Source organism: Sulfidibacter corallicola (assembly GCF_017498545.1).
Taxonomy (GTDB): domain Bacteria; phylum Acidobacteriota; class Holophagae; order Acanthopleuribacterales; family Acanthopleuribacteraceae; genus Sulfidibacter; species Sulfidibacter corallicola.
Genome location: NZ_CP071793.1, coordinates 2193115 through 2205856, shown reverse-complemented (window position 1 = coordinate 2205856; position 12742 = coordinate 2193115). Strand labels below are relative to the sequence as shown.

Below are 12742 nucleotides of genomic sequence, written 5' to 3'. Positions count from 1 at the left end.
TCAACAATCTCTTACACCGCCTTTCCCGTCACAAAATGAAAATACTGCTTCGCGTCCTTTCCGGCCATTTTCCAGCAAGCAAGCACGCTCCTATTGATTCTGGCAACCGTGCCAAAATAGAACAAGGCGGCAAAGCGATTTGCGTCCGGGCGAATTTCAAAAAATCGCCGCCGCACTGCCTCCAAGGCTTGATCTGAGGAAAACAGGAGTAACACTGCCGAAACCTGCATTCCATACCGTGCAGAAAAGGCCCCTTGTTCATGTGCCTCGGTATGACGGAATACTTGCTGTAATACTCGTTTGGTATTACGGCCATTGATCATTTCCAAGGTATAGAGTGCCCGTATCGAGGAATTTGTTTTGCCCTGGAGCAGAAAGTTCATATCCGGGACAAAGAACTGTTGACCTTCAGGGAAAACAATCCGTGATTGGGCGCAAACCGAATGATGTGCAGCGTTTTTGCTGCCAGCCTGGCTCAGATAGTAACGGTCGATGTGTTCCAATTCTGCCAGGTCAGACTGGCGCAAGGCCAGTACCAGCGCAATATGAAAATCCACACAATACTTACGGTGCCAATAATCATCATAGGCCGATTCTCGATGTCGCGGAGGGCAAGGCCACAATTTTTTGTCAGGGACAATTCCCAAAAACAACGCTCCGGCTCCGGTAAGAAAAAACATGTGCTCCATACATCCGAAACGATTTTTTTTGAGCCTGCCGACCAGCGGATATGCAGGATTCGGAAACGAGCAGAGTTTATGCGTCAGCGTGCGAAGATAACTGGAATGAGCAATTTGCAGCCGATACATTTGGCTGTGCGTCAGCAAACGAAAAGCGGCCAAGGCCAAGAGCAAGCGGCGTTCAATTGGTGAAATCACAATCATACAGAAGAGAAAAAATTACTGCCGAGAAAACGGACTGCTTCCTATACGAGTCTGAGAACCCCTTGGGAGTGAAATTAAGCGGTAATACCGAGCTATTTGAAATTGGCACAACTTTTCCCACTGCCTCAGAGTCATCAGATTTGCCCTGCGCCGTTCTCGTGGGGACAATTGGCCTAAATCCCTTTTGAACACATGCTTTTTGGTGCGGCGGGGAACCACATCAAGCGCGCTCAAACAGATTTTTTGGGAAGGCAAGCCGTCTCTTTTCAGAAGAAACTTCCCTGTTCTTAAATGGGCAAACTCTCCTTTTTTCACGTCCATTTCCCGAGACATTGCTTGTTGAGAAGCGGCTCCACATGAACCGGAGACATGAATACCCGTATTCCCCAGAATCAGAGAATTCATCACCGGAGAAACTCCTTGGCCATAGGCCTGACACGCCAGCACCAAATGCAAACCAAATTTCCGAGCGTCCGTGAGAATGGCTTCCATTTGAGGACAGACGGCATAGCGCATTTCATCAATAAACAGCCAAATAGGACAACGAAACTGCTGAGGCCGCTGCACTCTTTCCAATGCAGTCGCCAAAGTGAGCGCCGTAAAAAACTTCAGAAACAAAGCGGTAGTGAATGCTCCCAAACGGCCCAGAGCAACATTCACCACAATGGTCTTGCCGGAATTCAGAGCTTGCGACCAATCGAAGGTACTTTTCCCCGAAGCAAGCACTTGGGCACACACCGGATGATTCAGCAAATGTTGAAGCCGATTGGCAATAGCCGCTTTTGTCGGAAAGAAACGACGATTCCGAAAGGCCACTTGAAAAAAATGCCGATGGGCGGGAAGCGGCAATTTGCAGCCTTGCTCCCATAAATCCTGACTGGTCGCGCTGTTCATAAATCGCAAGAGATCAAATAACGTGCTGCCTTTCCGACGCAAAAGAACGTGCAAGCAAGGCAGAAAAATAGTCTGCATGGTGGCACTGAGGGAATGATGAGTAAATAACGAATTAAGAGTAGCCGTGAGCACTTCCGCTCGTAAGTTCACCACATCGGCAGACGGATTTTTGACCGATATTTCCAGAGGATTCAGTACCGGAAACTTGCCCTGAGCCGAACCGAGGAGCGGGTCAACATAGATCAGATTGGGACTTTTGGGAAACGCCCCGAAATCAGCAGCAAACATGGCATGGTGGGCCAACTCTTCCGCAAAATCCCCGTGCGGGTCAAACACAACCAAAGTCTGATTTCGATTTGGAAATCCCAATTTACGCCACTCGTACCACTTGGCATTGAGCTTGGTAATAAGTGCCAAAGATTGCAGTAATGTGGTCTTCCCACACCCGGACTTTCCAACCAGATACATATGCCGCTCACGAGCCGGAAGAGGAAAAAAGCGGCGTAATCGCCAGTGGTACAAACAGCGTTTCCAACTCCGAGGCAACGGAAGATACTTACTATAGCCCAAATGAAAAGAATCCACAGACACAGAGAAAGTAAAAAAGAATTTATTCCTGAAATTCTTGTTGTGCTTTGACGAGCTTCCGAACTTCCTGCAATGAAACAGATATCAAAGCATCACTCTTCCGTAATTTTTGCAGCAATACTTCATCCCACCACCACTGCGAAGAAATGTGCCGCAATTGCAGCCGAAGTTGCACCAGAGTCACAATAGCCGGATGTTTGACGTTTGCAGACATACAAAGAGAAAAAAGAACAAAACAAAAATAATTTAGGCCCACACTGCCAACGCACACAGCACCACAATTCCCCAAAGAAGCGGAGGCGGAACCGCCGAAGGCGTACAAGATTCTTTGACGAACATCACCAATATGAGCACAGAAAGAACCATTTGCAGGGCGCAAGAAAAAAGTGATACACACATCGAAATTATAAAAACAAGAGAGTGCATTATACTCTTGTTTTTCATTTTTGTCAATATTAATACTATGGATGTATAGCAAAATAGTATTGAGTCACCAGCGCTACATGTGAGATAATTACCAAGATGTGTCTTTTTCCAAAGTTTAATTTTATTTTTATATGGACCTACAAGATGTGCTCAAGGTGAATTTTCATGCCCACACCAAAAGAAACTCCGGAAAGAGTATTTTGGGCATTGCCGCAGCATTGGGAGCTTCCGGAGCAGCCTCAGACAAATACAAATGGCTCAAAGTGCGAGAGTTTCGCTCACAATTCGCCAAGCAATGGAAGCGACTACAGAACATCGCAGAGTATTTGGGGGTAAACCCATTGGCGCTTTTGGAAGGCAGCGAAAGCAGCTCGAAGCAAAATCAAACGCCAAGAGGCTCGTATATTTACCTGGAACCGGAAGACATGAAACTGATAGCGGGCCTATTGAAGAACAAAAATACTCCAATAAATACGTAGCCGGAGGAAGTGAGTTGTACGGAAGTACCAGGAATGTTCATAAAAAAACCAAGGTCTTTTGGCAAGACGAAGCCATTTGAGGAGTACATAGGTGTCAGTCGTCAAGCCGGAAGACATGACGATTGACATGAAGACACGCATGATATTTCACACGCAGCATGTATTGCCTTCAATACTCTTGATACGCTGAAAACACCGGACGGATGTATCCAAACCCCCTCCGACATCCAAGCCCGGACTCCCCAACATGCGCAGCTCGAACCCATTTTGCAAAAACCCCTTGCGCAGTCCATACATCGCAACTTGGAAAAATCCCCAAGTGAAGAATATCTCCTAAATTTGCGGGGGGAATTCTTCTTCATGAAGGATTCCCCCCCCCGCAAATGTAAAATGCCACTCGTCTTGTGTAAATATTTAGTAAAGAGAAGAGATGTCGGCACGCAGTCGGAAACCACAATTCTTAACAATATAAATGGTGTGTTTTAAGTGATTTAAGAGGATTTTAGAAAGCCCCAACGGGGCGGAACTATGCGGACCCTCGCGGAGTTCCCGTCATGTACGCGGAGCCGATCGCGGAGGATCTGTCATGTCGGAGGAGCCTTCGCGGAGCCGCCCCTACAGGGCTGGAGTTCGGGAACCCCGATCAACCAGGGTTGCGGGGTCGTTCCGACTCCTTACCCTTCGCTGTAATGTATGACCCTTTCAGGGTCCCTGCTGGTGGCGCGCCAAGGCGCGCGTTTTAAATAAGTGGTGGTCCAAAGTGACGTCCGCTCGCACCTTCAGCGCGAGCCGGGGCGTGCCCATCCCAACGTTGCGGTATGTTGGGGTGGGCATCATCGCGGTCAACCGAATGTTCGATGGTTCACCGTTCGTGCCCAATCCCCCAGGATGGGCCGCCAATGGGGACATCCTGAATGGATTCGGCTGGACCTTCGCCGATCAAACCAACAGCGAGGGGCACCACCGTTTCGGGGCCTCGAAACCCAGCAACTCGACCGTCGTGGCGGCGATGTTGGCGATCCCGAACGACGGATCGTCCTTCAGCCCGCCCTTCACGTGCCCGTGGGGATCGTAGACGATGAACGGTACCCGGTTCAACGTGTGCGACGTCTTGGGTTTGATGCTGCCGTCCGTTTCGCGCTTCGGCTGGCCCGTTTTCTTGTCCAGCTCGAACATTTCGTCGCAGTTGCCGTGATCGGCGGTAATCAATGCCACGCCGTTGGCTTTCTTGATTGCGGCCAGCAACCGCTGGAGCTGGATGTCCAGGCAGGCCATGGCCGTGATGGCCGCGTCCAGGTTGCCGGTGTGGCCCACCATGTCGCCGTTGGCGTAGTTGACGCGCAGGTAGCGATAGGTGCCGGAGGCCAGGGCCGAGATCAGCGCATCCGTGATCTCCGCGGCCTTCATCCAGGGGCGCTGGTCGAAGCTCACCCGGTCGCTGGGAATCTCCATGTAGGTTTCGTAGCGTTCGTCCACCTTGCCGGAGCGGTTGCCGTTCCAGAAGTAGGTCACATGGCCGTATTTCTGGGTTTCGGAGATGGCGAACATCTGCACCTTCTCCGGAACCAGGAATTCGGTCAGGGTGTCGGTGATGTTGGGCGGGCCGACCAGGTAGTGGTCGGGGCTGGGCAGGTCGCCGTCGTACTGCATCATGCCGGCATACAGCACGTCGGGTTTGGTGCCGCGATCGAAGTACGTGAAGGAGTCGCCCTCGTCGAAGGCCCGCGACATCTCGATGGCGCGGTCGCCGCGGAAATTGAAGCAGATGACGCAGTCGCCGTCGCGCATGGGACCCACCGGGCCCTGCTCGTCGGCGATCACGAATCCTGGGAGATTCTGATCGATGATGCCCGGCGTTTCCTCGCGCAGCGTTTCCAGGGCCTCGAGTGCACTGGGAAAGGTTCGGCCCTTGCCGTGGACGTGGTGGTTCCAGCCCCGCTCGACCATGGCCCAGTCGGCCTCGTAGCGATCCATGGTGATGGTCATGCGGCCACCACCGCTGGCGATGCGGAAATCGCGACCCTGCTCGCTCAGCACGGCCAGGACCTCTTCCATCTGTTTCAGGTAGATCTGGGCCGTGGTGCCGCCCACGTCGCGGCCATCCAGCAGCGCGTGGACGCGGGCCTTGGTCACGCCTTCGGAGGCCGCCCGGCGCAGCATCGCGATCAGGTGGTCGATGTGGCTGTGCACGTTGCCGTCGGAGAGCAGGCCGAAAAAGTGCAGGGTCGCGTCGTTGCGCAACACGCGATCCACCAACTGGCGCCACACCGAGCCGGCGAACATGGCGCCCGATTCGATGGCGTCGTTGACCAGCTTGGCGCCCTGATCGTAGATCTGGCCGGAACCCAGCGCGTTGTGGCCCACTTCCGAATTGCCCATGTCGGCGTCGCTGGGCAGGCCGACCGCCTTGCCGTGCGCCAACAGGGTCGTGAAGCGCGAACTCGCGCGAAGGTGGTTGTACAGCGGGGCGTGTGCCAGTTTGACCGCGTTCCCCTCGGTGCGGTCGATTTCACCCACGCCATCCAAGACGATGGTGACCAGGGGACCGGGGATCTGCTGCTTCATGATATCTCCTCTGGAATGTTCCGTCGGGATCCGCGTCCGGGTCGAGGACGCGGCCCTCATTCATAGCCGTAGCCGTCGTTCCAGACTGCCTCGGTCAAACGCCAGGTGCCGTTCTCGTCGCGGAAGGTGAGACTGAACCGGCCGCGATCGGTCGGCAAGTTGGTTTCGCTCATCAAGAGTTCCAACTGCACGTTCATGATGTGGGGATTGGTGCTTCCAGCGAAATCCAACGAGAGAATCTGTAAGTGGATCTTTTGGTGGCGCAGATAGATACCGCGCAGGATATTCAGCATATCCTTCTTGCCACGTCCGGAATCGTCGCGAATGTCCTCGCTGAGGTGTTCCTTGAAGGGAGAAACCGATTTCTTTTCGGCGCCTTCCACCATTTCGGTGATGGCCTTCTCGATTTGGCCCTCGGGCGACAGGGGATCGGTGCGCGACGAGACCCAGGCGATCCCTGCCAAAAGCAGCATGAGGACGAGCAACGATTGTTTTTGGCGGGCTTGGAAGAACTCGGAGAGACCGCTCATGGTGCGCTCCTGTGAGGTCCCGTCAGCGTGAACCGATTCGGATGGAGGTCTTGGGGTTTGGCCTCATTTCCAGGGAATGGCCAACGAATACTCTCTGCGTTTTTCGTTGAAGAAGCTGTGAATCCAGCCGTTCTGTTCCAGTTTGACGATGATTTTTTTGGCGCGGTGAACCCCGATGTTGCAGCCCTTGGCGAGCTGGGCCGCGGTCTGGCGGGGGTGTTCCTTGAGTCGGGTGAGGATCAAATGGGCGTGCTTGTCCAGATTCTTGAGATCTTCTTCGAGCGGGACCGAGGTGGTGCGGCACATGGTCTTCAGGCTTTTGCGGTCGAGCGGCAGATTCTCCTTGTCCGAACGGAAAAACGGCCAGGCGTCCTTGGGATCGTTGGGATTGATGGCGTAGACCGGCTTCTCCTCCGCCTCCGGGACCTCGACCACCAGGATGTGGATGTTGCGCAGTGGTTCCCAAAAATGGGTCTTGGTTTCCACGGGTGGGTTGCAATTGAATTGCGCCACCTGGGTCACCAATTCCTCGGTTCCCTCCACGTGTTCCAATCCGTGGAAGCCGCCGTCGTCGTTGACACCGAAGAACAGCGTGCCTCCCGCGGAATTGGAGAATGCCGAAATGGACTTGGCCAGACGGTCCAACTTGGGAATCTGGCGTTTGAACTCCACCTGGATGTTCTCGCCGGAGCGAATCATCTTATGCCATTGCTTATGACCCATTTATGCTTGTCCCAATTTCTGCAAATCCTCCCGCGTCTGCGATAGTGTGTCGACTTGCCGCTTGAGTTCTTCCAGATCGGCGCGCGCTTTGTCCACGACCTCGGCGGGCGCCTTGTCCACGAAGCCTTTGTTCTTGAGGCGTCCCTCCAGAGGCTTCATTTCCTTGTTGATCTTGGCGATCTTGGCGTCGATTTTACCTAATTCGGCTTCGATGTCCAAGTGGCCGCGCAGATCGAGATAGGCGCTCATGCCCTTGACGTTGATGGCGGTGCAGCCTTGCGGCGCGGCGTTTTCTTCGAGAACGGTGTAATCTTCCAGTCCGGCGAGCTTCAGCAAAATCGGTTTCATCTCCTCGATGTAGCGGATTTGCGAAGGCGCGGCATATAGATAGAGGTGGAAGTGGGCGTTGTTGGGCAGGTTGTAGGACTTGCGCACCGCCCGCGTGCCGCTGATCAGGGCCTGGATGGCGCTCATGGCGTCTTCGATTTCGGTGTCGATCAGGTCGCGATTCAGTTTCGGCCAGTCCTGTTGCACCAGGTAGCGGCCCTCGTGGCGATCGTCCAGGTGGTGCCACAGCTCCTCGGTCACGAACGGCATGAACGGATGCAGCATGCGCAGGCAGGTGTCGATCACGGCCTGGGTCCGGCCGAGCATGACCGCACGACCGGCTTCATCGGCTTCCCGTTGCAGGGGTTTGAGGAATTCCACGTACCAATCGCACAGCTCGCTCCAGAAGAAGTTGTAGATGCGGCTGGCGGCATTGGCCAGGCGGAAGTTCTCCAGCTCTTCGGTAATACCGTCGATCGTGCTGTGCAGGCGGCTGAGAATCCAGCGTGCGACGATGTCGCCCTCGGCCTCGCGCCAGTTGTCGTCGGGGGTCACGCCCTCGAAGGTCATTTGCAGGAAGCGGTTGGCGTTCCAGATCTTGGTGCAGAAGCCGCGGCCCAAATCGCAGGACGCTTCGGCGAAACGCGTGTCTTCGCCGTAGGGCGTGTTGTAGACCACCGAGAAGCGCAGGGCGTCGGCGCCGTACTTGTCGATGACGTCCAGCGGGTTGGGCGAATTGCCCAGCGTTTTGGACATCTTGCGGCCCTGGAGATCGCGCACGATGCCGTTGAAGTAGACCTGGTCGAAGGGGATCTCGTCCAACGCTTCCAGCCCGGACATGACCATGCGGGCGACCCAGAAGAAGATGATGTCGGCCGCGGTCACCAGCGTGGAGGTGGGGTAGTAGTAGGCCAGGTCCTCGGATTTCTCGGGCCAGCCGAAGACCGAGAAGGGCCAGAGCCAGGAGCTGGCCCAGGTGTCCATCACGTCGGGATCCTGTTCGATGTTCTTGGAGCCGCAGGTGCCGCAGGCCTCGGCCAGTTCGACCGAGCAGGTCTGGGCGCCGCAGTCGCCGCAATACCAGACCGGGATGCGATGTCCCCACTTCAACTGGCGCGAGATGCACCAGTCCCGGATGTTTTCCAGCCAGTGGCGGTACACGTTGACCCAGCGTTCCGGATGCAGCTTGATCTTGCCGTCGAGCACCACGTCCAACGCGCGCTTGGCCATGTGCTCCATCTTGATGAACCACTGCTCGCTCAGGTAGGGCTCGACCACGTCTTTGGTGCGGTAGCAACGGCCCACGGCGACCTTGTGGGGTTCAGTCTTGAGCAAGAAGCCCAGCTCTTCCATCTTGGCGACTACCGCTTTGCGGGCCTTGAAACGGTCCATGCCGCGAAAGGCCTCGGGCGCGTTTTCGTTCATGATGGCGCGCTTGTCCATCACCGTCAGGAACTCGAGGTTGGTGTCCATCGCCATCTCGAAGTCTTCCTTGCTGTGGGAGGGCGTCACCTTCACGCAGCCGGTACCGAACGCGGGGTCCACGTGGGTGTGGGCGATGATGGGGATTTCGCGATTGACGATCGGCAGCAGCAACTTCTTGCCGATCAGGTGCTTGTAGCGTTCGTCGTCGGGATGGACGGCAACCCCGGTGTCGCCGAGCATGGTTTCGGGACGGGTGGTCGCGACTACCAGATGGCCGTCACCTTCCACCAGCGGGTACTTGAAGTGCCACAGCGAGCTGTCCTCTTCGGAGCGCTCCACCTCGTCGTCGGAAAGTGCCGTCTGCAGGGCGGGGCACCAGTTCACGATGTACTTGCCGCGGTAGATCCAGCCCTTGTCGTAGAGGTGTTTGAACATGGTCAGGACCGCGTTCGACAGGCCCTCGTCCATCGTGAAGCGCTCGCGGTCCCAGTCGCAACTGCTGCCCAGTCTGCGGAGCTGGCGAATGATCAGGCCGCCGAAATCGTGCTTCCAATTCCATACTTTTTCCAAAAATTCTTCGCGCGTGAGGCTGTCCGGGTCGATCCCCTGTTTGCGCATGTTCTTTTCCACCATCGTTTGGGTGGCGATTCCGGCGTGATCCATGCCTGGCACCCAGCAGGTGTTGAACCCGTTCATCTTCTTGTAACGGATCAGGATATCTTGGATCGTGTTGTTGAGGACGTGACCCATGTGCAGCATGCCCGTGACGTTCGGCGGCGGAATGACGACGGTAAAGGGCTTCTTGGTGGGATCGACTTTGCTGCTGAACAGCTTGTTTTCTTCCCATGCCGGGTACCAACGCGATTCGATTGCCTGATGGTCGTAGTGCTTTTCGAGCATGTGTTCTCCTTGAACCGTGGCTTCCGCCGCCGTGGGGAGGGGCGGATGGATGGGGACCTGAATGGGGGCGAACCGCTGATCGCGGGCACCCGGTCCCGTAGAAAATGGGCCAATTATACCCAGAACCGCGTCGCGTGGGTGCCCCGGATGGCGAAAAGTTTGCCGAAACGACCTAGGCGAGGGGCAAACCCCTGATGAATGAGCGCTTAGCTCCGGTTTGAAGACATTGACATTTCCAAACCAAAATATCGTTTCCTGTAGAAAATATTTGTTTCCCCAAGAGGCCAGCGCCGCCCGAACTCAGCCTGATTGTCATTTCTTAAATACAAGACAGGTCGCTGGAAAGTGTTATTTGCTTTCCCAAGGGTTCAATACCGGGACCCCCGTAGGTGAGAAGTCGTCGATGTTTCGCGTGACAACTGTCATGCCGTGGACTAGGGCGGTGGCCGCGATCAGTGCATCTCGATCCGAGCGTGGATCGGGTACGGGTAACCGACCGCATCTTCGGGCTATCAACAGGTCGATATGAAGAATGCGTTTTTGGAATGCCGTTAGGATTTGGGTTTTCAACCATTTCTTCAAGATCAGTCCTTGCGAGTGGTCGCGGCGTTCAATTTGGGCGATCCCCATTTCCAATTCTAGAATGGTGATCACCGAAAGGTACTGCAATGATGGGGGGACCGATTCCGCCCAGGCAACTACTGCAGGATCTGCCTTGCCAGTTCTGGCTTTGCGCAATTCGGACACCACGTTGGTATCCAAGATGTACATCATGAAAGATCCGCCGGTTTGATGAGGGAATCAGAGAGACGGGGTGGAGAAAAATCGATATCTTCATCCATCGCAATCATATCCACGATGGTTTTGTTCGATTCTGTCAGGTTTCGGTATTCCTCGATGGAGAGCAGGACGTGGGATGGTTTTCCATGATCCGTGATGATGACAGGCCCACCGTTTGCGGCTTCCTTTACCTGACTGGGGCGCTGATTGAACGTTCGGCTCGAGACCGTCGTGATGGTCATGGGTCACCTCGCTATGTAACTACATTACTACTTTGTTCTGTGGCGGCAATAAACAGCTCGAATTGAGTGTCCCCGCCGGCGCTGTCGGTGCAGTCCTCGGGAATGCATTCTATAATGTGGTGTCTGTCCCCTGAACTCCCCACCAATCGTCTGTCGCCGTCGATGCCGCTACGGCCATCTCCGATGGGAGACGAATCCATGTTTTTACGAGGCTTCCTCTATGTTTCGAGTGCTTTATCCATTTGTGATTCCGGCCCTATTGCTTTGCGGCATCGCGTTGCGTGCCGGAGAAGAGCTGTTCGCGGTCGAAGATCCGCGCGGTGACGATTTCGGTGCGGGCGCCATTCTGTACCCCTCCAACGCCGACTTCGACGAAGGCGACCTGGACCTGGTGAAGTTTTCCGCCAAGCGCGATCGCCGCGGTACCTGGTTCGAGGTGACCTTCGCCAATCCCGTGCGGCCCGTGGGAAACCGAACTTCGCGCAACTCGCCCGAACCCCTGACCAATTTCCTGCGTCATGGATTTTTCAACCTCAACGTGGACATCTACATCGATACCGACGGTAAATCGCAGTCGGGATCGGTGGTCACGTTGCCGGGCAGAAGGATACAGGTCCATCCGGATACGGCCTGGGACAAGGCGGTCATCCTCACGCCGCGCCCGCCCGAGGCGCGTGCCCTGCTCGAAGACTTCATGACCCGGGTTCGTCGTGGCGAAGCGCGCCAGACTCGGGGGCGCCTGGATGCCGCGGCATCGAAAGCGATTCGCAAGGAAGTGAAGTCCGTGATCGAGCGAAGCTTTTTCTTTTCCGACCGCATTCGCGTGCGGGGTAACAAAATATCGTTCCTGGTGCCCAAAGACTTTCTGGGCGGTGCGGCCCGATCGGACTGGTCCTATCTGGTTCTGGTGACCGCCTCCGATCCCGAGCAGCGCCTGGACTGGCGCTTCCTGGGTTACGAGGGGGTGAGCCAAGGGCTGATGATGGTGCCGCTGACCACGGGGCGGTCTCCCGAACAGTTCGGCCTGGAGTTCGACGCCGATCCGGCCCAACCGCCGATCATCGACGTGTTGTACCCGGATATCGCGTTTCAGAAACAGGTGTTGACGCGGTTCGATGCGGTTCGCGGCCTTCCGGCCACCTTGCCGGCGCTTCCGGTCGCGGATTGGAGCCCGGACCTGACACGCAGCTACGCCGAAGCGCTCGCAGCGCGCGAGGCCGAGCCGGCCAGAGTTTCCGTTCCGCCGAAGCGACCCGATTTCGGGAATCGACCCGACGATCCGAGCGTATCGGACTCGGCGCGGCACATGCCGGAGCCGGGGCCGCAAAAGGGGGAACCCGTGAAAGCCGAAACCCCGAAAGAGCCCGAAACCGCCGAGACAACGGACGCGACGCGCAACGTGGCGGCGTCCAAGCCGGAGGGTAAAGGTGAAACCAAAAAGCCTGGCTTCGGCGAGCGACCGGCGGATCCTTCGGTTTCCGATTCGGCGCGCCACATGCCGACCGTGGATGGGAAAACGCCCAAGCCTTCAGGCAAGCAGCCCGAGAAACCCACCGCCAGCAGTGACGTGGACCGCTTGCTGTCCAACAAGCCGACGGTCCTGAACAAGAAGACGCGCACGATCAGCGATCGCCTGCGCGAGCTCGAGAAGCTGAAGGCCGAGGGCCTGATCACCGCCGAAGAATACACTCGCCTGCGCCAGAAGATCCTCGACCAACTGTAGTCGGGTACCCATCCAGGAACGGAAAGATCGTAACTGCCCAAGCGGTTCGCCTGGATGGGCACGGTATAAGGTTTCAGGGTAGAACATTCCATCGAAGCGAATCGCATTGGAGTTCCCGCATTTGCGAGAGCGGCGTCATCGCTGTAGGTTGGCCCGCTGGGCCGACATTTCGAAGCAACCCAAGCAACGACAATCAATTGTGCCAAAGAGCGAAGCCCGAAATCTCCCTCGCGATCCCAATCGAAAGCCGTGAAGT

The 12742-nt window shown here is 55.9% G+C and carries 11 protein-coding genes; 2 read left to right on the top strand and 9 right to left on the bottom strand.

Annotated features, from left to right (window positions below; all coding sequences use genetic code 11):
• Positions 1-11: 11 nt before the first annotated feature.
• The 3 genes from J3U87_RS06480 to J3U87_RS06470 all read right to left on the bottom strand — a co-directional run bounded on the left by J3U87_RS06480 (position 12) and on the right by J3U87_RS06470 (position 2844).
• Positions 12-884: a hypothetical protein gene (locus tag J3U87_RS06480; protein ID WP_237382218.1), complete on the bottom strand. Its 873-nt coding sequence runs from the start codon at positions 882-884 to the stop codon at positions 12-14.
• Between the two features lie 15 nt (positions 885-899).
• Positions 900-2300 (bottom strand): type IV secretory system conjugative DNA transfer family protein, encoded by a 1401-nt coding sequence (locus J3U87_RS06475; RefSeq protein ID WP_237382217.1) that lies wholly within the window; start codon positions 2298-2300, stop codon positions 900-902.
• Positions 2301-2388: 88 nt separating this feature from the next.
• A complete protein-coding gene (locus J3U87_RS06470) occupies positions 2389-2844 on the bottom strand; it encodes a hypothetical protein (RefSeq protein ID WP_237382216.1) in 456 nt (151 codons plus the stop codon).
• Between the two features lie 103 nt (positions 2845-2947).
• Between J3U87_RS06470 and J3U87_RS06465 the strand changes: the two genes are divergently transcribed.
• Positions 2948-3271: a hypothetical protein gene (locus tag J3U87_RS06465; RefSeq protein ID WP_237382215.1), complete on the top strand. Its 324-nt coding sequence runs from the start codon at positions 2948-2950 to the stop codon at positions 3269-3271.
• Between the two features lie 939 nt (positions 3272-4210).
• Here the strand turns inward: J3U87_RS06465 and gpmI are convergent.
• The 6 genes from gpmI to J3U87_RS06435 form a co-directional block, all read right to left on the bottom strand.
• Positions 4211-5836, bottom strand: coding sequence for a 2,3-bisphosphoglycerate-independent phosphoglycerate mutase (gene gpmI / locus J3U87_RS06460; protein WP_237382214.1), 1626 nt, complete (start codon positions 5834-5836; stop codon positions 4211-4213).
• Between the two features lie 56 nt (positions 5837-5892).
• Complete coding sequence (locus J3U87_RS06455) at positions 5893-6366, bottom strand: hypothetical protein (protein WP_237382213.1); 474 nt, start codon at positions 6364-6366, stop codon at positions 5893-5895.
• Between the two features lie 63 nt (positions 6367-6429).
• Positions 6430-7089: an RNA-binding domain-containing protein gene (locus tag J3U87_RS06450; RefSeq protein ID WP_237382212.1), complete on the bottom strand. Its 660-nt coding sequence runs from the start codon at positions 7087-7089 to the stop codon at positions 6430-6432.
• Positions 7090-9741, bottom strand: a complete 2652-nt coding sequence (locus tag J3U87_RS06445; protein WP_237382211.1) for a valine--tRNA ligase — start codon at positions 9739-9741, stop codon at positions 7090-7092.
• A 348-nt stretch (positions 9742-10089) separates the two neighbouring features.
• Entirely contained in the window at positions 10090-10512 is a 423-nt protein-coding gene (locus tag J3U87_RS06440) for a type II toxin-antitoxin system VapC family toxin (RefSeq protein WP_420038286.1), read from the bottom strand.
• A complete protein-coding gene (locus J3U87_RS06435) occupies positions 10512-10763 on the bottom strand; it encodes a type II toxin-antitoxin system Phd/YefM family antitoxin (protein WP_237382209.1) in 252 nt (83 codons plus the stop codon). The genes J3U87_RS06440 and J3U87_RS06435 overlap by 1 nt, the downstream gene beginning before the upstream one ends.
• A 220-nt stretch (positions 10764-10983) precedes the next feature.
• On the opposite strand from J3U87_RS06435, the gene J3U87_RS06430 reads away from it, so the two are divergent.
• Complete coding sequence (locus tag J3U87_RS06430; RefSeq protein ID WP_237382208.1) at positions 10984-12486, top strand: glucodextranase DOMON-like domain-containing protein; 1503 nt, start codon at positions 10984-10986, stop codon at positions 12484-12486.
• The last annotated feature ends 256 nt before the right edge of the window (positions 12487-12742 follow it).

What these genes read in the sequence shown, in the direction of transcription:
- J3U87_RS06480 (WP_237382218.1), bottom strand. Translation starts at nt 884, where the DNA reads ATGATTGTGATTTCACCAATTGAACGCCGCTTGCTCTTGGCCTTGGCC.
- gpmI (WP_237382214.1), bottom strand. Translation starts at nt 5,836, where the DNA reads ATGAAGCAGCAGATCCCCGGTCCCCTGGTCACCATCGTCTTGGATGGC.
- J3U87_RS06455 (WP_237382213.1), bottom strand. Translation starts at nt 6,366, where the DNA reads ATGAGCGGTCTCTCCGAGTTCTTCCAAGCCCGCCAAAAACAATCGTTG.
- J3U87_RS06450 (WP_237382212.1), bottom strand. Translation starts at nt 7,089, where the DNA reads ATGGGTCATAAGCAATGGCATAAGATGATTCGCTCCGGCGAGAACATC.
- J3U87_RS06445 (WP_237382211.1), bottom strand. Translation starts at nt 9,741, where the DNA reads ATGCTCGAAAAGCACTACGACCATCAGGCAATCGAATCGCGTTGGTAC.
- J3U87_RS06440 (WP_420038286.1), bottom strand. Translation starts at nt 10,512, where the DNA reads ATGTACATCTTGGATACCAACGTGGTGTCCGAATTGCGCAAAGCCAGA.
- J3U87_RS06435 (WP_237382209.1), bottom strand. Translation starts at nt 10,763, where the DNA reads ATGACCATCACGACGGTCTCGAGCCGAACGTTCAATCAGCGCCCCAGT.
- J3U87_RS06430 (WP_237382208.1), top strand. Translation starts at nt 10,984, where the DNA reads ATGTTTCGAGTGCTTTATCCATTTGTGATTCCGGCCCTATTGCTTTGC.